Below are 18,665 nucleotides of genomic sequence, written 5' to 3' on the forward strand. Positions count from 1 at the left end.
CCCCGCTGTGCGGGGGAGGATCAGCCCCCGTTCGGCTCGCTGGGCTCGCGGCCCCCTCGGCTCCGCGGGAGAGCCGCGACCCGGCCCTCCGCGGCGGCCTCTGCGATGGTGAGGAGCACGCCCTCCAGCATGTCGGGCTTCAGCAGGTCCGCCGCGGCGAAGCGGAGCACGCGAATGCCGCGCTCGGCCAGCCACGCCGTCCGGCGCTCGTCGTGGCGCGCCTGGTCGGGAACGTCATGGGCGCTGCCGTCCACCTCGACGGCAAGCCGGCTGGCCGGACAGTAAAAATCGAGAATAAAGGGCCCGATCGGGTGCTGTCGGCGACAGCGCAGGCCGGCGAGCTTTCCCGCCCGCAAGGCCTGCCAGAGGACGACCTCCGGCAGCGTCATGGCGCCGCGCAGCGCGCGGGCGCGCTCGAATGTCAGACGCGGTGCACGCATCGGCCCCTCCGGCGTCCTGCCCCCTCCGGCGCTGCGCGCCACCTCCCCCGCGGGGCGGGGGACCCAGCGTTGTGCCCTTTCGGCCCTGGGGCAAGTGGGTGGGGCCGGCTCGGGACGCTGCCCCCTCCGGCGCTGCGCGCCACCTCCCCCGCGGGGCGGGGGAGGAATCAGGGCAGCGCTCGCTCTGCTGCGCAGGCTCCCCGGTTTGCCGCGTCTCCCGCCGGCGTGCTAACCGGCGCCATCCCTCGCGCGAGCCGAACCATGTCCGCCAGCCCTGTCGCATCCGGCTATCAGCTGTCCAACTCCTTCTTCTCGGCGTCGCTCGCCGAGGCGGATCCGGAGATCGCCCGCACGGTGGAGCTGGAGCTCGGGCGGCAGCGGGATGAGATCGAGCTGATCGCCTCCGAAAACATCGTCAGCCGGGCCGTGCTCGAGGCGCAGGGCTCGGTGATGACCAACAAATACGCCGAGGGCTATCCGGGCCGGCGCTATTACGGCGGCTGCCAGTTCGTGGACATGGCCGAGTCGCTGGCCATCGAGCGGGCGACGCGGCTGTTCGGCTGCCGCTTCGCCAATGTGCAGCCGAATTCCGGCTCCCAGGCGAACCAGGCCGTGTTCATGGCCACCATGCGGCCCGGCGACACCTTCATGGGGCTCGACCTCGCCTGTGGCGGCCACCTGACGCACGGCGCCTCGGTCAACATGTCCGGCAAGTGGTTCAACGTGGTGAGCTACCGGGTGCGGCCCGAGGACGGCCTGATCGACATGGACGAGGTCGCGGCGCTCGCCCGCGAGCACCGGCCCAAGGTCATCGTGGCCGGCGGCTCGGCCTATTCGCGGCACTGGGATTTTGCCCGCTTCCGGGAGATCGCCGACGAGGTCGGGGCCGTGTTCATGGTGGACATGGCCCATTTCGCCGGGCTCGTCGCCGGCGGCGCGCATCCCTCGCCCTTTCCGCACGCCCATGTGGTGACGACCACCACCCACAAGACGCTGCGCGGGCCGCGCGGCGGCATGATCCTCACCGACGACGAGGCGCTGGCCAAGAAGGTCAACTCGGCCATCTTCCCGGGCCTGCAGGGCGGGCCGCTGATGCATGTGATCGCCGCCAAGGCGGTGGCCTTCGGCGAGGCGTTGCGGCCCGATTTCAAGCTCTACGCCCATGCCGTGGTGGAGAATGCGCGGGCGCTCGCCGCCTCGCTCGCCTCGGCCGGGTACCCGATCGTGGCCGGCGGCACGGACAACCACCTCATGCTGGTCGACCTCCGCTCGCGCGGCCTCACCGGCAAGGCGGCCGAGGCCGCCCTCGGCCGGGCCCATCTGACCTGCAACAAGAACGGCATCCCGTTCGACCCCGAGAAGCCGACCGTCACCTCCGGCATCCGGCTCGGCACCCCGGCCTGCACCACGCGGGGCTTCGGCGTGGCGGAGTTCCGGCGCGTCGGCGAGATGATCGTCGAGGTGCTGGACGGCGTCGCCGCCCAGGGCGAGGGCGGCAACGCGGCGGTGGAGGCGGCCGTCGGCACGCGGGCGCGCGACCTGACGCGGCGCTTCCCGGTCTACTAACCACCATGCGCTGCCCGTTTTGTGGGGGGCCGGACACGAATGTGAAAGATTCGAGGCCCAGCGAAGACGCGGCCTCGATCCGGCGCAGGCGCGCCTGTCCCGATTGCGGCGGCCGCTTCACCACCTTCGAGCGGGTGCAGCTGAGGGAACTCAGCGTGGTCAAGCGCTCGGGTCGGCAGGTGGCGTTTGACCGCGACAAGCTCGGCCGGTCCGTGGCAATCGCCTTGCGCAAGCGGCCCGTCGATCCCGAGCGGGTCGACCGGCTGATCAGTGGCATCGTGCGCCAGCTGGAAAGCTCCGGCGAGCCGGAGATTGCCAGCCAGACGATCGGCGAACTGGTGATGGAGGCGCTGAAGAGCCTCGATGAGATCGCCTATATTCGCTACGCGTCGGTTTACAGGGATTTTCGGGAGAAAGAAGACTTCAAGGAACTTCTCGACACCTTGATGCCCGGCGACCGCGCGGGACCCGCTTCCGCCGAGCCGGCATGAGCGGCCGCATCGCGACGGACGAGGAGGACCGGCGCTTCACAGCCGCGGCCCTGAACCTCGGCCGGCGGCATAACGGCCTGACCTGGCCCAACCCCTCCGTGGGCGCCCTGGTGGTCCGGCACGAGGAGGGGCGTTCCGTCATTGTCGCCCAGGGGATCACAGCGCGGGGAGGGCGGCCCCACGCCGAACCCGAGGCGCTGCGGGGGGCCGGGAACCTGGCCCGCGGCGCCACACTCTACGTGTCGCTGGAGCCGTGTTCGCATCACGGCCGCACGCCGCCCTGCGCCGAGGCGATCGTTGCCGCGGGCCTCGGCCGCGTCGTCACCGCGGGCGGCGATGCCGACCCGCGCGTTGCCGGCCGGGGTCATGCCATCCTGGCCCGGGCCGGAATCCGGGTTGTGGCTGGCGCGGCGGTGGAGGAGGCCGAGCGAACCCACCGTGGGCACCTGACGCGCACGCGTCACGGCCGCCCGGCCGTCACCCTGAAGCTCGCCCGGACAGTGGACGGCTATGCCGCCGCGCCGGCTGGCGAGCCGCGACTCCTGATCACCGGACCGAATGCGGATGGCCGCACTCACCTGCTGCGCGCCCATGCCGACGCCGTGATGGTCGGGGTCGCGACCGTGCTGTCCGACGATCCGCGCCTCGACGTCCGGCTGCCGGGCTTGGCCGATCGCTCGCCGGTGCGAATCGTGCTCGACAGCCGTCTCCGGCTGCCGCCGGAGAGTCGCCTGGCCCGCTCTGCCGCCGCCCGCCCGACTTGGCTCGTCTGCGCCGAGGAGGCGGATCCCGAGGCCGAGCGCCGGCTCGCCGGTCTCGGCTGCGATGCTATCCGCTGCCCGCGCGGCCCCGATGGGCGTCTTGATCTTGGGGCCGCCCTGGCCCTGCTTGCCAGCCGGGGGCTGACCCGAGTCCTGTGCGAGGGCGGGCCGGCCCTTGCCGAGGCGCTGGCCCGGGACGATCTGTTGGACGAGGTCGTTCTCATCACCGGCGGGGCTGCTCTTGGCCGACACGGCCTTCCGGCGACAGGTCCGGCCCTGGCCGGCGCGCTCTCCGGCCACCTGCGGCTGACCCGCACGGAGCGGGCCGGAGCGGACACCGTGCAGCATTTCGAGAGGGACCCATGTTCACCGGCCTCGTGACGGATATCGGCCGCGTTGTGGAGAGCGCCGATCGGGGCGGGCTCCACCGGATTCGCATCGCCTGCCGCTACGACCCCGCGACCATCGCCCTCGGAGCGTCCATTGCCTGCGGCGGGCCGTGCCTCACTGTTGTGGGGGTCGGCCAGGCCGAAAGAGGCGCGTGGTTCGACGTCGATGTGGCGGCCGAGACGTTGGAGCGCACCACGGCCCGTACCTGGCGCGAGGGCACACGCCTGAACCTGGAACGCTCGCTGCGCATCGGCGACGAACTCGGTGGCCACCTCGTCACGGGCCATATCGACGGCGTCGCCACCATCCTGGCCCGCGAGGAGGTGACGGGCGCCGGCTCCGGCCGCTCGACGCGCTTCACCTTGCGGGTGCCCTCCCGGGTGGCTGGGTTCGTGGCGGAGAAGGGCTCCGTGGCGCTGGACGGGACCTCTCTCACCGTCAACCGGGTCGAGGACGACACCTTCTCGGTGCTGCTGATTCCCCATTCGCTAGACGTCACGACCTGGGGGGAGCGGCAGGCCGGCGACGGCGTCAACCTCGAAGTCGATTTGATGGCCCGCTATGCGGCTCGACTGGCGCAGGCCGGCCCGGCCGCGCGTGGGGATTGAGAGCGCCGCGAGAAGGTCGTACCCACGTTCGCGACTCCAGGAGCGTGATCCCGCCGCGCAGACCGCCCCACCAGCGGTCTCCGAGACGGCTCGTTCCTCCACCGCCCCTCGTGGGGACCCCGCAAGCCCTGTTGGCGCATCCGCGGCTCTCGCGAGACGGCCCGACAGTCACGATATCCGGGCGACGGCTCGCTCCTGAACGAAGAACATGGTCCCCACAGCCAAGACAACATCCTCATCGCCGGCTGCCGTCGGACAGCGCGCCCTGATCGTCGAAGCGCGCTATTACGAGGGCATCTCGGACGAACTTCTCGCCGGCGCCAACGCTGCCCTGCTGGCCGCCGGGGCTAAGGTCGACACCCTCACCGTGGACGGAGCTCTCGAGCTTCCGTCCGCGCTCGCCATCGCGCTCGACCGAGCCGAGGCAGCGGGCCGTCCGTACGGGCTCGCGGTCGTGCTGGGGTGCGTGATCCGGGGCGAAACCGGCCATTACGACATCGTGGCGGGCGAGAGCGCCCGTGCCGTCACCGATCTCTCCGTCGCTCGCCGCCTGCCGATCGGCAACGGCATCCTGACGGTGGAAACGGAGGAGCAGGCCTGGGCGCGGGCCCGGGTCGGGGAGATGGACAAGGGCGGGGGCGCAGCGCGCGCCGCCTTGTCGGTACTGGCCGCCCTGGCCTCGCTCGAGGAGCGCCTGCGTGACTAAGCCGTCCGAGCGCAGCGCCGCCCGGCTCGCAGCCGTGCAGGCCCTCTACCAGATGGACGTCGCGGGGAAGGGTGTCACCGACGCGATGGCCGAATTCGAAGCGTTCTGGATGGGCCGCGAGGTCGAGGGCGTGTCGTTCAAGCAGGCGGAGAACGCCTTCTTTCGACAACTCCTCATCGGGACAGTGGAGCATCAGCGCGAGATCGACCCCACGCTCGATCGGGCGCTCGCCTCCGGCTGGCCGCTGGCTCGGATCGAAGCCGTGCTCCGGGCCATCCTGCGGGCAGGGGGCTACGAGCTGGGCTTCCGCAAGGACGTGCCGGCCCGGGTGGTCATCTCCGAATACGTCGACATCGCGCACAGCTTCTACAGCGGCGACGAGCCCGGCCTCGTGAACGGCGTGCTGGACTCCGTTGCCCGCGAAGTGCGCAAGGGCGAATTGCCGGATCGAACCGGCCGGTCGGCCTCTCGAACGGAGGCCTGAGCACCTTGGCGCGGCCGAGCGAAGAGGGGCTGATCGCCAGCTACTTCGCTCCCCTTGCCGGGCCGGGAGCGCTCGGCCTTGCGGATGATGCCGCCTTGCTGGCCCCCCGTCCGGGCCGCGAACTGGTCCTGACAGTCGACGCGCTGGTGGAGGGCGTGCACTTCCTCTCGGGCGACCCTCCGCACACGCTCGGGGCGAAGGCCCTCTCCGTGAACCTCTCCGATCTTGCCGCCAAGGGCAGTGATCCGGTCGGGTTCCTGCTCGCGCTGGCCCTGCCGGACAGCTGGACCGAGGCCTGGCTGGCCGCCTTCGCCGATGGCCTCGGCGCGGCCGCTGCGGCGGCCGGCTGCCCGCTCCTCGGCGGCGACACGGTGCGGGCTCGTGGCGGGCTCGTTCTCTCCGTCACGGCGCTCGGCGACGTGCCGGAGGGCCGCATGGTGCGCAGGACCGCGGCTCAGCCCGGAGACCGCGTCTGCGTGTCCGGCACGATCGGGGATGCGGTGCTCGGTCTCGATCTCCTCACGGGCCCCGAGCCGGCTTGGAGTGCGGCCCTGCAGCCGGATGGGCGGGACCGGCTGGTCCGCCGCTACCGGCAGCCGGAGGCCCGGCTCGCCTTGGCCGGCGCGCTGCGCGACCTGGCCTCCGCCGCGATGGACGTGTCTGACGGCCTGGTGGGCGACCTCGCCAAGATGCTCAGGGCCAGCAGGGTCAGCGGCGAGATCGACCTTGCCCTGGTTCCGTTCTCCGAGCCGGCCTCCTGCGCCCTGACGGCCGACCCGAACCTGCGCGACCGGCTTGTCTGCGGGGGGGACGACTACGAGATCCTGTTCACGCTTCCCGCAGGGCGCCTGCCGGAGATGCGCCGGCGCGCCGAGGCGGCCGGCCTGGCCATCCGGGAGATCGGCTGCGTCACCCAAGGGATGGAGCCGCTGCGGATCCTGGATCGCGGCCGACCATGCCGGCTGACGGCTGCCTCCTTCCAGCATTTCTGACCCGCCCCGCGGCATGGGCGGGGCGCGACGTGTCCTGCCTGACCGCCGCCGTCCGGCCCGAACGGGCGCCGGTTCCCTGGGGTCGAACTGGTGCTGCTGGTTCTTCTTCTTGCGGGCGGGGCGAACGACGGTTGCGAATTGTAAACGCCAAGTCTCCGCTCTGATTGCGATCCAGTCGAAAGTTTGGCACTACCATGGCGCAATCCGCGAACGTCGCAGGATGAGCCGCGGCTGCGTGCGTCTGCACCGGCCCGAGGCTTCGACGCGGCCAGGTACCAGCTGCAAGGGTTCGAGATGCTGACAATCCTCCTCATCGTTCTCGGAGGCGCTCTGTCGATCGCCTACGGCTTCTGGGCAATCAACGACGTGATGAGGCGGGACGCGGGGACGGCCCGGATGCAGGAAATCGCGGGAGCAATCGCCGAGGGGGCGCAGGCCTATCTTCGGCGACAGTACCTGACGATCGGCGTGGTCGGCATCATCCTGTTCGCGCTCCTCACCTGGCTGCTCGGGATCTGGGTCGGCATTGGCTTCGCGGTTGGAGCGGTTCTGTCCGGAGCGGCGGGCTTCATCGGCATGAACGTCTCGGTGCGGGCTAACGTCCGGACTGCCCAGGCCTCCTCGGTGTCCCTGGCGGATGGGCTCGACGTCGCTTTCAAATCCGGCGCCGTGACCGGGATGCTGGTGGCCGGCCTCGCGCTCCTCGGGGTGACGATTTACTATGCAGTCCTTACGCGGCTGCTGGGCTACGCGCCGGCCAGCCGCATGGTGATCGACTCGCTCGTCGCGCTCGGCTTCGGCGCCTCGCTCATCTCGATCTTCGCTCGCCTCGGCGGCGGCATCTTCACGAAGGGCGCCGATGTCGGCGCCGACCTCGTCGGCAAGGTCGAGGCGGGCATTCCCGAGGACGACCCGCGCAACCCGGCCACCATCGCCGACAATGTGGGCGACAACGTCGGCGATTGCGCCGGCATGGCCGCCGACCTGTTCGAAACCTACGCCGTCACCATCGTGGCCACGATGGTGCTGGCCGCGATCTTCTTTGCCGGCCAGCCCAATCTTGAGACCATGCTGCTGTACCCGCTCGGGATCGGCGCCGCCTGCATCGTGACCTCGATTATCGGCACCTTCGCCGTGAAGCTGTCGCAGAACGGCTCGATCATGGGGGCCCTCTACAAGGGCTTCATCACGGCCGGCGTGCTCTCGATCGGGGCGATCGCGCTGGTGAACCTCGTGATGTTCGGCGGCTTCCGGACCACCTTCACGACCAACCAGGGCGTGAGCTTCACCTCCGCCGGGCTCCTGGGCTGCGCCCTGGCCGGCCTCGCCGTGACGGCGCTCATCGTGGTGATCACGGAATACTACACGGGCACCGGGAAGCGGCCGGTCGTGTCGATCGCTCAGGCCTCCGTGACCGGCCACGGCACGAACGTCATCCAGGGCCTTGCGGTGTCGCTGGAAGCGACCGCCATGCCGACCATCGTCATCGTGGCCGGCATCATCGTGTCCTACAGCCTGGCCGGCCTGTTCGGCATCGCCATCGCGACCACTGCCATGCTGGCGCTCGCCGGCGTGGTCGTCGCGCTCGACGCCTTCGGGCCCGTCACGGACAATGCGGGCGGCATCGCCGAGATGGCGGGGCTGCCGGCCGACGTCCGCAAGTCCACCGACGCGCTCGACGCGGTCGGCAACACGACCAAGGCCGTGACCAAGGGCTACGCGATCGGCTCGGCCGGCCTCGGCGCGCTGGTGCTGTTCGCCGCCTACACCTCCGACCTCAACTTCTTCATCGCCGAGGCGAACAAGGCCGGCTCCACCGCCTTCCAGTTCTACAAGGGCGTGGTGGTCGACTTCTCGCTGTCCAACCCCTACGTCGTCGTCGGCCTCCTGCTGGGCGGGCTCATTCCGTTCCTGTTCGGCGGCATGGGCATGACGGCCGTGGGCCGGGCTGCCGGCTCCGTGGTCGAGGAGGTCCGCCGCCAGTTCCGGGAGAAGCCCGGCATCATGCAGGGGACCGAGCGGCCCGATTACGGCCGCGCGGTCGACATGCTGACCAAGGCGGCCATCAAGGAAATGGTCATCCCGTCCCTCCTGCCGGTGCTGGCCCCGGTGGTGACGTTCTTCGTCATCCAGGCGATCGCCGGCAAGAATCAGGCCTTCGCGGCTGTCGGCGCCATGCTGATGGGCGTGATCGTGACCGGCATCTTCGTCGCGATTTCGATGACCTCGGGCGGCGGCGCCTGGGACAACGCCAAGAAGTCCTTCGAGGACGGCTTCGTGGACAAGGACGGGGTGCGGCACATGAAGGGCTCGGAGGCGCATAAGGCCTCCGTGACCGGCGACACCGTCGGCGATCCCTACAAGGACACCGCGGGCCCCGCGGTGAATCCTGCCATCAAGATCACCAACATCATCGCGCTGCTGCTGCTGGCCATCCTCGCCCACAGCTGAACCGCAGCAGCCCCTTCCGGAAACGCAGAAACGCCGCGGGAGACCGCGGCGTTGCGCATCTCAGACGGTGACGAGGGCGCCCGCGTAGCGGACGCGCCGGGTCTCGGCTTAGTTCGGGATGAAGGTGCCCAGGCCGCGGAACAGCTGAGCCACGAAATTCGCCTCCTGGCCGCCCGCCTCGGTCTTGCGGGAGATGAAATCGAACACCCTGCCGTCCTGCATGCCGTAGAGGGCGACGCGCTGGACCTTGAAGCCGGGCGTGAAATAGACAGCGGTGACGCGCTGGTCCGTTACCCTCTCGCCCATGAACTGCAGCGTCCGGCTCGAGGTCTGGCTGATGTAGTACCAGCTCTTGTTGCCGACGGTTGAGACGGTGGACGGGGTGCCGAGGATCTGCAGCACCTGCTCCGGTCCGAGCCCTGGCTTCACCTGGGCCACGGCCCGCTCGTCGACGACGTAGCCCCGGTGCAGGTCCTCGCCGATCATGCAGCCCGTGAGGAGGGAGCCAAGGAGGACGGCTCCGGCAAGACGGGCGAACGGCTTATACCCTGGGCGCGACATCTTGGACCTCAGCGACGATAACGCCCGGCTTGTCCGACCGGGCGAGGTGCCGTAGCGGCGGGTTATGGCTTTGACAAGGCGGCCGGGTGCGTCGCCAGGGAGCATGTCCATGTTCGGCTTCGCGGCCAGGACGGAGCGGCGCCGGGTGATCGGCGATCTGCACCACATGGTGGTCGAGCAATCGCGCTCGCCCGCCCTTTACGGGCCCGGCGGGCTGCCCGACACGATCGAAGGGCGGTTCGAGGGCCTGACCCTCCATGTGCTGCTGTTGATGCGGCGACTTCGGAACCTGCCGGAGCCGGCCGAGGAGGTGGCGCAAGAACTCGTCGACGCCGTGTTCGCCCATCTCGAGATCGCTCTGCGCGAATCGGGAATTGGGGATTTTGGGGTGCCCAAGCGCATGAAGAAGCTGGCCCGCGCCTTCTACGACCGAACCCTGAAATACGAGAACGCGCTGTCTGAGCGTGACTCCGCGGCCCTGTCCGCCGAGCTCGGCTTGCGTCTCGGCCTGCCGCCGGCGGCCGTTTCAGGCGTTGCCGACCATCTGCTCGCGGCGGACAGCCGGCTTGCCGGAGCCGATCTCGACGCCATCCTCAGCGGTGCGGCCTGGGCAGGCCCGCCCGTGGTCCGGTCGCGGGAGCTGGCCTCGTGACCCCGGACAGCGTCGGGCCCCTGTCGCGCCCGCTGCCCCTGCACGCCATCAAGCCGGACGGCACCCGGGTGCATGTGGAGACCACGGCGGCCGAGCGGGAAGCGCTGGCCCGAGATCTCGACCTTCCGGCCATTCACACGCTGGAGGCCCGCTTCCGCGTTGTGGCACTCGGCGACCGCATCCGGGTCACGGGGCGCGTCGAATCGCGCCTCGACCAGGTGTGCGTGGTGTCTCTGGAACCCTTCGAGAGCCGGGTGGACGAGGAGGTCGAAGCGGAGTTCCAGCTCCCCGGCCGAGCTCGGGCCGGATCTCGCGGAGAGGAACTGGAACTCACGCCCGACGATTTGGCGGCCGAGGAGCTGGTCGGCGACCGGGTCGACCTCGGTGCCATCGCGGCCGAGTTTTTGGCGCTGGGGCTCGATCCCTATCCGCGCAAGCCCGGCGCGGTGTTCGAGAACCCGCCCGAGGACACGGAGGAGGGGCCTTTCGGCCGTCTCGCCGTGCTTCGGCCGGAAAGCGGCGGAACGGGTTAGGCGAAACGGGGTTGCGGTCCGGGGCCGAGACGATATGGTCCCCGGCCGATCTCCGAGCCCGTCCGAATTCCTGAATGCCTCAACCGGTCCGCATCTCGCTCGACGCCATGGGCGGTGATGCCGGTCCGGAGGTCGTTGTTCCCGGAGCCGCGCTCGCCCTCGAGCGCCATCCGGGCATGCGCTTCCTCATCGTGGGCAACGAGGCGGTGGTGCGGCCGATCCTGGCGCGCTTCCCGGCTCTCGAGGCCGCCGTCGAGCTTCGCCACGCCGAGCTGACGGTCGCTATGGACGAGAAGCCAAGCCAGGCGCTCCGGTCTGGCCGGTGGAAATCCTCCATGTGGATGGCCATCCAGGCGGTGCGGGACGGCGAGGCCGACGCCTGCGTGTCGGCCGGCAACACCGGCGCCCTGATGGCGATGTCCAAGGTCTGCCTGAAGACCATGGCCCATATCGAGCGGCCCGCCATCGCCGCGATCTGGCCGACCACCCGCGGCGAATCGGTGGTGCTCGATGTCGGCGCCACCATCGGGGCCGATGCCGCCCACCTGGTCGACATGGCCGTGATGGGGGCCGCCATGGCCCGCATCGTGTTCGACCTGCCGCGCCCCACGGTCGGGCTGCTGAATGTCGGCACCGAAGAGGTGAAGGGCGTCGAGATCGTGCGTGAGGCAAGCCGGATGCTGCGCGAGCAGGACATCCCGGGGCTCACCTATCACGGCTTCGTCGAAGGCGACGATCTCGGCCGCGGCACCGTCGATGTCGTGGTGACCGAGGGCTTCACGGGCAACATCGCGCTGAAGACGGCCGAGGGCACGGCCAAGCAGATCGGCGAATACCTACGTTCGGCGATGAGCCGGACCCTCATGGCCCGGATCGGATACCTCTTCGCCCGGTCCGCCTTTGACGCCCTGCGCGACAAGATGGACCCTCGCAAGGTGAATGGAGGCGTGTTCCTGGGGCTCGAAGGAGTCGTGGTGAAGAGCCATGGCGGCACGGACGCGCTCGGCTTCGCGAGCGCGATCGATATGGCGCATGACATGGCCCAGCACCATCTGATGCAGACGATCCGCGACATGCTGGAACAGACATCGACCGCCGGGTCGTCCTGAGGAACGCCTTTTGACCGCCAGTTCGACATCAACGCGGCGCTCCATCGTGCGCGGCTGCGGCTCCTACCTGCCTCCACGCGTGCTCACGAATGCCGAGCTCGAGACGATGGTCGAGACGTCCGATCCCTGGATCGTGCAGCGGACCGGGATTCGTGAACGCCACATCGCGGCTGCGGACGAGACCACGTCCGTCCTGGGCCTGAAGGCTGCCCAGGCGGCGCTCGCGGATGCGGGGCTGGAAGCTGGCGATATCGACCTGATCGTCTGCGCCACCTCGACGCCCGATTACACGTTTCCCGCCACCGCCACGCAGATCCAGATGGGGCTCGGCCTCCAGGGCGGAGCCGCGTTCGATCTTCAGGCCGTCTGCACGGGCTTCATCTACGGCGTCGCAACGGCCGACAAGTTCCTCCTGTCCGGCTCTCACCGTCGCGCCCTGGTGGTCGGCGCCGAGACCTTTTCGCGGATCGTGGACTGGACGGACCGGGGCACCTGCGTGCTGTTCGGGGACGGCGCCGGCGCCATCGTGCTGGAGGCGGGCGAGGGGGACGGCAAGGCGTCCGATCGCGGCGTGCTGACCACCCAACTGCGCTCGGACGGCCGCTATCGCGACCGGCTCTATGTCGACGGTGGTCCGGGCTCCACGGGCACCACCGGCCACCTCCGCATGGAAGGCCGCGACGTGTTCAAGTTCGCGGTCGGCAAGGTGGTCGACGTGGTCAGGGAGGCCTTTGCTGAAACGGGGCTCGGGCCGGAAGACCTGGACTGGTTCGTGCCGCACCAGGCCAACCGGCGCATCATTGAGGCCTCGGCCGACAAGCTGGGCATCCCGCGCGAGAAGGTGGTGATCACGGTGGAGGGGCACGGCAACACGTCGGCGGCCTCCATCCCGCTGGCCCTCGACGTCGCCCGCAAGGACGGGCGCATCAAGCAGGGAGACCTCGTCATGCTGGAAGCAATCGGCGGCGGTTTCACGTGGGGAAGCGCCCTGATCCGCTGGTAGCCGGCGGCCGATCGCCGGATCAGGTTTTCTTGATTTCTCCGAGGGTTGACCGTCCAGGTGCGACCGAATAGCTCTACCCGCCGAGCGGCGGTGCGGCCGGGTTCCGGCTGTGTGGGGAGACGGCGATGGCGGGTCGCACTGTGACGCGGGCCGATCTCAGCGAGGCCGTGTACCAGAAGCTCGGGTTGTCCCGGACGGAATCGGCCGCGCTCGTCCAGAAGGTGCTGGACGAGATCTGCGCCGGTCTGGAGCGGGGCGAGCCCGTGAAGCTGTCGTCCTTTGGGTCGTTTCTGGTCCGCAGCAAGGGCGAGCGGGTCGGGCGCAATCCGAAAACCGGCGTCGAGGTGCCGATCGAGCCCCGCCGGGTGCTCGTGTTCAAGCCGTCGAACGTCCTCAAGAGCCGCATCAACGGCGGCGGCGAGGGCGAGGACGCAAGCTGAGAGGCGGGCCGCTCCGCGATGCGTCGATGAGCAAGGGACCGGACGCGTTCAGAACGATCAGCGAGGTCGCGGAGGAGCTGGATATTCCCCAGCACGTCCTGCGCTTCTGGGAGACCCGTTTTCCGGCCATCCGGCCGCTCAAGCGTGGCGGCGGCCGGCGGTATTACCGGCCGGACGATGTCGACCTGCTGCGCGGCATCCGGCACCTTCTCTATGGTCAGGGCTACACGATCCGCGGGGTGCAGCGCATCCTCAAGGAGGCCGGGCCGCGCTCGGTTCAGGGCGTCGGGCGGGGCGAGACCACGGCGCTTCCGGCGCCGGAAGCGGGCGAGGATGATCTCGGCGACGAGATGCCGGCGGGCCTGCTCGGCGACAACGACCTGTTTGGGGCGGAGGGTTCGCCCGCGAGCCCGATGATGGGCAGGCCGCCCGAGGGCGCGGACTTCGCTCCCGGCCTGTCAGACAGCAACCGGGAGCTTCTCCATTCGGTGCTCGACGAGTTGCTCGAGTGCCAGCGCGCCCTGGAAGGGCTGCGCCGGTCCTAGAGCAGCCGCTCAGGCGGGTTTCGCCGCCCCGGTGCCCTTGATTTCCGACAGCGTGCGGTCGGGGGTCAGGGCTTCCTCGTCGACATGGCAATGCAAGATGGACGGCAGTCCCGAGGCGAGCGCGCGCTCGAATGCCTCCGCAAAATCCTCCGTCCGCCGCACGGTCTCGCCGTGGCCGCCGAAGGCCCGGGCATAGGCGGCGAAATCGGGGTTCTTCAGGCGGGTTGCCGAGACGCGTCCGGGGTAATCCCGCTCCTGGTGCATCCGAATGGTGCCGTACATGGCGTTGTCCAGCACCACCACGATCACTGGAATGCCGTACTGCACGGCCGTCGCGAATTCCTGGCCGTTCATCAGGAAGTCCCCGTCCCCGGCGAAACACACGACGATTCGGTCCGGGAACGTGCGCTTGGCCATGATCGCGGCCGGCGGGCCGTAGCCCATCGAGCCCGAGGTCGGGGCGAGGTTGATCCGCGACCGCTCGAGGCGGAGGAAGCGGTGCACCCAGGTCGCGAAGTTGCCGGCGCCGTTGGTGACGATCGCGTCGCCCGGCAGGCGGTCCCGCAGCCACACCATCGCGGCCCCGGTCTGGAAGTTGCCCGGCAGGCTGCGCGGCAGCTCCGTGCGGACCAGATAATCGGCCCGTGCTTCGGCGCTGCGCTGCTTCCAGGAGATCTGAGCGGGCGGCTCCAGCCCTGCAAGGGAGGCCGCGAAGGCGGCGGGAGCGGCCTCGATCGCCAGCGCCGGCTGGTAGACGCGGCCGAGTTCGGCGGCATCCGGATAGACGTGGACCAGGCGCTGCTGCGGCACCGGCACGTCCATCAGCGTGTAGGACGATGAGGGCATCTCCGACATCCGGCCGCCAATCAGGAGCAGGAGGTCCGCCTCCTTAATTCGTGCGGTCAGCTTGGGTCCGGGATTGATGCCGACATCACCGGCGTAGTTGGGGTGGTCGGCGGGAAACAGGTGTGCGCGGCGGAACGAGGTGCCGACGGGAAGGTCGAATCGCTCGGAGAAGCGCACCACGGCGGCCCGGGCCGCGGGCGTCCAGCGGGAGCCGCCCAGGATCACGAAGGGGCGCTCGGCTTCCGCCAGCATCGCCTGCAGCCGCTCCATGTCGGTCGGAGCCGGCCAGGGCTCGACCGGCTCGACCCGGGGCGCGTCAACGACCTGCGCCGTGTCGGTCAGCATGTCTTCCGGCAGCGCGATCACCACCGGGCCCGGCCGCCCCTGCATGGCGACCCGGAAGGCCCGGGCCACGATCTCCGGGATGCGGTCCGCGCGGTCGATCTCGACGGCCCACTTGGCCACGGTCCCGAACACCGCCCGGTAATCGAGCTCCTGGAACGCCTCGCGCTCTCGCATGCTGCTGTCGACCTGGCCGACGAACAGGATCATCGGGGTCGAATCCTGCTTGGCGATGTGGACGCCGGGGCTCGCGTTGGTCGCACCGGGCCCGCGGGTCACGAAGCAGATGCCGGGCCTGCCGGTGAGTTTGCCCTGCGCCTCCGCCATCATGGCGGCGCCGCCTTCGTTGCGGCACACGAGCACGTCGATGGCAGCGTCGTGCAGCGCGTCCAGCACGGCCAGGTAGCTTTCGCCCGGCACGCAGGTTGCGCGATCCACGCCCTGGACGACCAACTGGTCGACCAGAATCTGTCCGCCTGTGCGTGTCTGCGCTGCCATCCTGCCTGCCTCTTTGCCCGGCGGGATGCCGGCGCGGCCTAGCTAGCCGGGCCGCCGCCCGATGAACAGGGTTTCGGCGCGCCTTCCGCTCTGCCGGCCGTGTCCGGGGCGGGGTTGCAGGCCGGGCGCCGCGTCCCACCTTTGGTCGGAGAACCGGGAGAGAGACGGTGGACGCGAAACGCCTGCTGGAACAATTTTTGGGCGGAGGCGGGCGCGGCCCGTCCGGCGGCTTCGGCCAGACCGGCTCCTCGGGCGGTCTCGGCGACATCGGCCGAATGATCGGCGGGTTAGGCGGCCGGCATGGCGGCGGTGGGGGCGGCGCGCCCCTGGCGGCGAGCCTCGCCGGCCTTCTGCTCGGCTCGAAGTCGGGGCGGCGACTCGGCGGCTCCACGATGAAGCTCGGCGGCATGGCCCTGGTGGCCTCCCTTGCCTACAAGGCGTTCCAGAACTGGCAAGCGAGCCAAGGCGCGGGGCAGGGCGGCGGCGGCTTCGGCAGCGCGCCGCGCGGATCGGGCGGCTTCGCCGGCTCCGGGCCGGGAGGTTTCGTGCCGACCGGCCCGGCTCCAAGCGGCTTCGGCGCTGGCGCGTTCGGCATGGGCGGAACTGGCACCGGCGGGTTTGGCACCGGCGCTGCCGCGCCCGGCGGATTCGGCACGGGCGGTTCATTGCCCATGCCGCCGGCCGGCTCCCCCTTTCAGCCCGCCGCGGAGCCGGACCAGCAATCGCTCGGCCGTGCGCTGCTCAGGGCCATGATCGCGGCCGCCAAGGCGGACGGGCATATCGACGCGACCGAACAGACGAACATCTTCGCCGCCATGGACAAGCTTCCGCTCGATCAGGAGGACAAGGCGTTTGTCATGGATGAGCTGCGGGCACCGCTGGACGTCGAGGCGGTCGCCAGAGGCGCCCGCAACCTCGAGGAGGCTGCGGAAATTTACGCCGCGTCGCTGTTGGCCATCGATGTCGACAACCCGGCCGAGCGTGGCTACCTGCAACTGCTGGCGGCGCGACTGCGGCTCGACGACGCCCTCGTCCAGCACCTCCACGCGACGATCGAGGAGGCCGCGCCGGCTGTCCGCGCGGGCCCGTAGCGGGCCGGGGCCCCTCGGGCTCCCACGGCCGCTGGGGACACTGGCGGCCCGCGCCTGACCGCGCCATGCTTGGCCCCGCAACCCCACGGTGCCGGACCCAGCCATGACCGATCTCGCGCAAGCGGCGCTCGCTCTCGCCAGCGATCTCGTCCGCATGGACAGCCGCAGCTTCGTGTCCAACATCCCGATCGCCGACCGAATCGAGGCCGAGCTGCGGGGTTTTGAGATCGAGCGGCTCGATTATCTCGACGAGGCCGGCACCCCGAAGCGGGCGCTGGTCGCCCGTCGGGGACCGCCGGGGGGCCTCGCCTTTTCCGGCCACATGGACACTGTGCCGGACACTGGGTGGGTCGAGGACCCGTGGAGCGGCAAGGTGGCCGACGGGCTGCTGTACGGGCTGGGGTCGGCCGACATGAAGGGCCAGACCGCGGCCGCCATCGTGGCGGCCCGCGCGCTTCCCGATCACGTCCCGGCCATCCTGCTGCTGACCACGGACGAGGAGACCACCAAGGGTGGGGCCCGGGCCATCGCCGAGCGGTCCGAACTCGCCCGGGGCACCGACGCCATCCTGGTGGTCGAGCCGACCTCCATGGTGCCCATGCGAGGCCACCGGGCCCACGTGCAGTTCACCGCAACGGCCACCGGCGTTCAGGCGCATTCCTCGACGGGGCGGGGCCGCAACGCCAACTGGGACCTGGTGCCCTTCCTGACCGCCATGCGGAAGATCCACGAGCGGCTGCACCGAGATCCGGCCCTGCAGGACCCGGCCTACGACCCCGTCTTCAGCGACTTCAACCTCATCATCGACAACCACGGCACAGCCGTGAACGTGAGCGTTCCCCGAGCCACGGCGACCATCAAGTTCAGATACAGCGCCAGTGTGGATCCGGCCTTTGTCGTGGACGGCGTCCGGGCGGCGGCGCGGCGCTTCGGGCTGGCGCTCGCGGAATCCTGGGAAGGGCGGCCGCCGGAACTCGCGCCCGACCACCCCTTCGTGCGGTTGTGCAGCGAGGCCACGGGCGAGACGGCCGGGGTCGCGCCCTACGGGACCGACGCGGCTGAGCTGCAGGCCATCGCGCCCTGCGTGCTGCTGGGGCCCGGCAGCATCGCCGTGGCGCATCGGCCGAACGAGGCGCTGGCCGTCTGCGAGATCGAGAACGCTCTGCCGGTCTTCATGCGCCTCGCCGAGCAGGTCGCCGAAGGGCGGCTGCGCTGACGGCGGGGAGCGGGCTTTTGCGCGGCCGGAATGCAGGCGCTCGGCCATGCTGACCCGGCGTCGGGCCCTGGCCGGCGTCCTGGCCGCTTCCGTGCCGGGCATGGTGTCGGCCGAGCAGGGCGCGCCCCGGCGGGCCCGAAGCCTGACCTTGCCCGAGGTGCCGGCCCTCGATCTCGGCCGCGCGACCCGGCACGGCAGCGTGCAGCTCGGGGCCGTGCGGCTCTTCTTCGCGCAGTTCGGCGAGGGCGAGCCGGTTCTCTTGCTGCACGGCGGGTTCGGCCATTCGGGCCATTGGTCACGACAGGTCGAGGCCCTGTCGGGCCGCTATCACGTCACCGTAGTGGATACCCGTGGGCACGGCCGCAGCCCGGTCGACACGAAGCTGTTCGGCTTTCCGGCCTTTGCCGCAGACGCAGTGGCGCTCCTGGATCACCTCGGGCTCGGCAAAGTGGCCGTGGCCGGCTGGAGCGACGGCGCCATCACGGCGCTGCAGCTCGCCATGCTGCGGCCCGAGCGGGTCGCCCGGATCTTCGCCTTCGGAGCCAACACGACGCTGGACGGCCTGGTCCCGGGCGGCTCACGGACCCCGCTTTTCGCCCAATACGTGGCCCGCTGCCGGCGCGACTACCGGGCGCTGTCGCCCCATCCCGAGCGCTGGCCCGATCTCGCGGCTGGGCTCGGCGCGATGTGGCGGCGCGAGCCGAACTGGCCGTGGCGGAGGCTCGCGGCCATCCGGGTGCCGGTCACCGTCGCCATGGCCGAGTTCGACGAGATCATCCGGCCCGACCACGCCCGCCGCATCGCGGCCGCCATCCCGGGCAGCCGCCTGGTGGCGCTGACGGGTCTCAGCCACTTCGCGCCCATGCAGGATCCCGACTCCTTCAACGCGGCGCTCCTCACCTCCCTGGCCGCGACCTGACGGCGCCCTGCCCGGAGCCGA

Annotated in this window: 20 protein-coding genes; 17 read left to right on the forward strand and 3 right to left on the reverse strand. The window is 70.4% G+C overall.

Annotation, left to right across the window (positions count from 1 at the left end; translation table 11 throughout):
- Window positions 1-20: 20 nt before the first annotated feature.
- On the reverse strand, window positions 21-440 hold the full coding sequence (locus tag JWR86_RS14565) for an endonuclease domain-containing protein (protein ID WP_299566874.1): 420 nt from the start codon (window positions 438-440) through the stop codon (window positions 21-23).
- A gap of 261 nt (window positions 441-701) precedes the next feature.
- On the opposite strand from JWR86_RS14565, the gene glyA reads away from it, so the two are divergent.
- The 8 genes from glyA (at window position 702) to JWR86_RS14605 (ending at window position 8,889) form a co-directional block, all read left to right on the forward strand.
- Entirely contained in the window at window positions 702-2,006 is a 1,305-nt protein-coding gene (gene glyA, locus JWR86_RS14570) for a serine hydroxymethyltransferase (RefSeq protein WP_299566876.1), read from the forward strand.
- Window positions 2,007-2,011: 5 nt separating this feature from the next.
- On the forward strand, window positions 2,012-2,497 hold the full coding sequence (gene nrdR, locus JWR86_RS14575) for a transcriptional regulator NrdR (protein WP_299566878.1): 486 nt from the start codon (window positions 2,012-2,014) through the stop codon (window positions 2,495-2,497).
- Window positions 2,494-3,639 carry a bifunctional diaminohydroxyphosphoribosylaminopyrimidine deaminase/5-amino-6-(5-phosphoribosylamino)uracil reductase RibD gene (gene ribD, locus JWR86_RS14580; RefSeq protein WP_299566880.1) on the forward strand — a complete coding sequence of 382 codons (1,146 nt, stop codon included), beginning with the start codon at window positions 2,494-2,496 and terminating at the stop codon, window positions 3,637-3,639. The genes nrdR and ribD overlap by 4 nt, the downstream gene beginning before the upstream one ends.
- On the forward strand, window positions 3,621-4,256 hold the full coding sequence (locus JWR86_RS14585; RefSeq protein ID WP_299566882.1) for a riboflavin synthase: 636 nt from the start codon (window positions 3,621-3,623) through the stop codon (window positions 4,254-4,256). Before ribD ends, JWR86_RS14585 begins: the two co-directional genes overlap by 19 nt.
- Before the next feature lie 208 nt (window positions 4,257-4,464).
- Window positions 4,465-4,962 carry a 6,7-dimethyl-8-ribityllumazine synthase gene (gene ribH, locus JWR86_RS14590; protein ID WP_299566885.1) on the forward strand — a complete coding sequence of 166 codons (498 nt, stop codon included), beginning with the start codon at window positions 4,465-4,467 and terminating at the stop codon, window positions 4,960-4,962.
- Window positions 4,955-5,446 (forward strand): transcription antitermination factor NusB, encoded by a 492-nt coding sequence (nusB, locus tag JWR86_RS14595; RefSeq protein ID WP_299566888.1) that lies wholly within the window; start codon window positions 4,955-4,957, stop codon window positions 5,444-5,446. Before ribH ends, nusB begins: the two co-directional genes overlap by 8 nt.
- A gap of 5 nt (window positions 5,447-5,451) precedes the next feature.
- Window positions 5,452-6,438 (forward strand): thiamine-phosphate kinase, encoded by a 987-nt coding sequence (thiL, locus tag JWR86_RS14600; protein WP_299566890.1) that lies wholly within the window; start codon window positions 5,452-5,454, stop codon window positions 6,436-6,438.
- 294 nt (window positions 6,439-6,732) lie between these two features.
- Window positions 6,733-8,889: a sodium-translocating pyrophosphatase gene (locus tag JWR86_RS14605; RefSeq protein ID WP_299566892.1), complete on the forward strand. Its 2,157-nt coding sequence runs from the start codon at window positions 6,733-6,735 to the stop codon at window positions 8,887-8,889.
- A gap of 108 nt (window positions 8,890-8,997) precedes the next feature.
- Here the strand turns inward: JWR86_RS14605 and JWR86_RS14610 are convergent, their stop codons facing one another.
- The gene (locus JWR86_RS14610; RefSeq protein WP_299566894.1) at window positions 8,998-9,450 is read right to left on the reverse strand and encodes an outer membrane protein assembly factor BamE; all 453 of its coding nucleotides are present in this window, start codon (window positions 9,448-9,450) and stop codon (window positions 8,998-9,000) included.
- Between the two features lie 109 nt (window positions 9,451-9,559).
- On the opposite strand from JWR86_RS14610, the gene JWR86_RS14615 reads away from it, so the two are divergent.
- The 6 genes from JWR86_RS14615 (at window position 9,560) to JWR86_RS14640 (ending at window position 13,732) form a co-directional block, all read left to right on the forward strand.
- Window positions 9,560-10,102, forward strand: a complete 543-nt coding sequence (locus JWR86_RS14615) for a ubiquinol-cytochrome C chaperone family protein (protein WP_299566896.1) — start codon at window positions 9,560-9,562, stop codon at window positions 10,100-10,102.
- On the forward strand, window positions 10,099-10,635 hold the full coding sequence (locus tag JWR86_RS14620; protein ID WP_299566898.1) for a DUF177 domain-containing protein: 537 nt from the start codon (window positions 10,099-10,101) through the stop codon (window positions 10,633-10,635). Before JWR86_RS14615 ends, JWR86_RS14620 begins: the two co-directional genes overlap by 4 nt.
- A gap of 74 nt (window positions 10,636-10,709) precedes the next feature.
- Window positions 10,710-11,744: a phosphate acyltransferase PlsX gene (gene plsX, locus JWR86_RS14625; RefSeq protein ID WP_299566900.1), complete on the forward strand. Its 1,035-nt coding sequence runs from the start codon at window positions 10,710-10,712 to the stop codon at window positions 11,742-11,744.
- A gap of 10 nt (window positions 11,745-11,754) precedes the next feature.
- A complete protein-coding gene (locus JWR86_RS14630; RefSeq protein WP_299566902.1) occupies window positions 11,755-12,747 on the forward strand; it encodes a beta-ketoacyl-ACP synthase III in 993 nt (330 codons plus the stop codon).
- Window positions 12,748-12,872: 125 nt separating this feature from the next.
- Window positions 12,873-13,187, forward strand: a complete 315-nt coding sequence (locus JWR86_RS14635) for an integration host factor subunit alpha (RefSeq protein WP_299566904.1) — start codon at window positions 12,873-12,875, stop codon at window positions 13,185-13,187.
- 26 nt (window positions 13,188-13,213) lie between these two features.
- Window positions 13,214-13,732, forward strand: a complete 519-nt coding sequence (locus JWR86_RS14640; protein ID WP_299566906.1) for a MerR family transcriptional regulator — start codon at window positions 13,214-13,216, stop codon at window positions 13,730-13,732.
- A 9-nt stretch (window positions 13,733-13,741) separates the two neighbouring features.
- Here JWR86_RS14640 and JWR86_RS14645 read toward each other — a convergent pair whose 3' ends face one another.
- Window positions 13,742-15,418, reverse strand: coding sequence for a thiamine pyrophosphate-binding protein (locus JWR86_RS14645; protein WP_299566908.1), 1,677 nt, complete (start codon window positions 15,416-15,418; stop codon window positions 13,742-13,744).
- Window positions 15,419-15,585: 167 nt separating this feature from the next.
- Here JWR86_RS14645 and JWR86_RS14650 point away from each other — a divergent pair, with 167 nt between their 5' ends.
- The 3 genes from JWR86_RS14650 (at window position 15,586) to JWR86_RS14660 (ending at window position 18,644) form a co-directional block, all read left to right on the forward strand.
- Window positions 15,586-16,509 carry a tellurite resistance TerB family protein gene (locus JWR86_RS14650; RefSeq protein WP_299566910.1) on the forward strand — a complete coding sequence of 308 codons (924 nt, stop codon included), beginning with the start codon at window positions 15,586-15,588 and terminating at the stop codon, window positions 16,507-16,509.
- Window positions 16,510-16,612: 103 nt separating this feature from the next.
- Entirely contained in the window at window positions 16,613-17,725 is a 1,113-nt protein-coding gene (locus JWR86_RS14655; protein WP_299566912.1) for a M20/M25/M40 family metallo-hydrolase, read from the forward strand.
- 46 nt (window positions 17,726-17,771) lie between these two features.
- Window positions 17,772-18,644, forward strand: coding sequence for an alpha/beta hydrolase (locus JWR86_RS14660; RefSeq protein ID WP_299566914.1), 873 nt, complete (start codon window positions 17,772-17,774; stop codon window positions 18,642-18,644).
- Window positions 18,645-18,665 lie beyond the last annotated feature (21 nt).

Origin of the sequence: Enterovirga sp. (assembly GCF_028290205.1) — a bacterium.
Classification (GTDB): Bacteria; Pseudomonadota; Alphaproteobacteria; order Rhizobiales; family Beijerinckiaceae; genus Enterovirga.

Bases quoted from the DNA above. Each gene is read 5' to 3' on its own strand.
- JWR86_RS14660 (WP_299566914.1), top strand. From the start codon at position 17,772: ATGCTGACCCGGCGTCGGGCCCTGGCCGGCGTCCTGGCCGCTTCCGTG.
- ribH (WP_299566885.1), top strand. From the start codon at position 4,465: ATGGTCCCCACAGCCAAGACAACATCCTCATCGCCGGCTGCCGTCGGA.
- JWR86_RS14640 (WP_299566906.1), top strand. From the start codon at position 13,214: ATGAGCAAGGGACCGGACGCGTTCAGAACGATCAGCGAGGTCGCGGAG.
- JWR86_RS14635 (WP_299566904.1), top strand. From the start codon at position 12,873: ATGGCGGGTCGCACTGTGACGCGGGCCGATCTCAGCGAGGCCGTGTAC.
- nrdR (WP_299566878.1), top strand. From the start codon at position 2,012: ATGCGCTGCCCGTTTTGTGGGGGGCCGGACACGAATGTGAAAGATTCG.
- JWR86_RS14610 (WP_299566894.1), bottom strand. From the start codon at position 9,450: ATGTCGCGCCCAGGGTATAAGCCGTTCGCCCGTCTTGCCGGAGCCGTC.
- JWR86_RS14565 (WP_299566874.1), bottom strand. From the start codon at position 440: ATGCGTGCACCGCGTCTGACATTCGAGCGCGCCCGCGCGCTGCGCGGC.
- JWR86_RS14645 (WP_299566908.1), bottom strand. From the start codon at position 15,418: ATGGCAGCGCAGACACGCACAGGCGGACAGATTCTGGTCGACCAGTTG.
- plsX (WP_299566900.1), top strand. From the start codon at position 10,710: ATGCCTCAACCGGTCCGCATCTCGCTCGACGCCATGGGCGGTGATGCC.
- glyA (WP_299566876.1), top strand. From the start codon at position 702: ATGTCCGCCAGCCCTGTCGCATCCGGCTATCAGCTGTCCAACTCCTTC.
- JWR86_RS14585 (WP_299566882.1), top strand. From the start codon at position 3,621: ATGTTCACCGGCCTCGTGACGGATATCGGCCGCGTTGTGGAGAGCGCC.
- JWR86_RS14605 (WP_299566892.1), top strand. From the start codon at position 6,733: ATGCTGACAATCCTCCTCATCGTTCTCGGAGGCGCTCTGTCGATCGCC.
- JWR86_RS14655 (WP_299566912.1), top strand. From the start codon at position 16,613: ATGACCGATCTCGCGCAAGCGGCGCTCGCTCTCGCCAGCGATCTCGTC.
- JWR86_RS14615 (WP_299566896.1), top strand. From the start codon at position 9,560: ATGTTCGGCTTCGCGGCCAGGACGGAGCGGCGCCGGGTGATCGGCGAT.
- ribD (WP_299566880.1), top strand. From the start codon at position 2,494: ATGAGCGGCCGCATCGCGACGGACGAGGAGGACCGGCGCTTCACAGCC.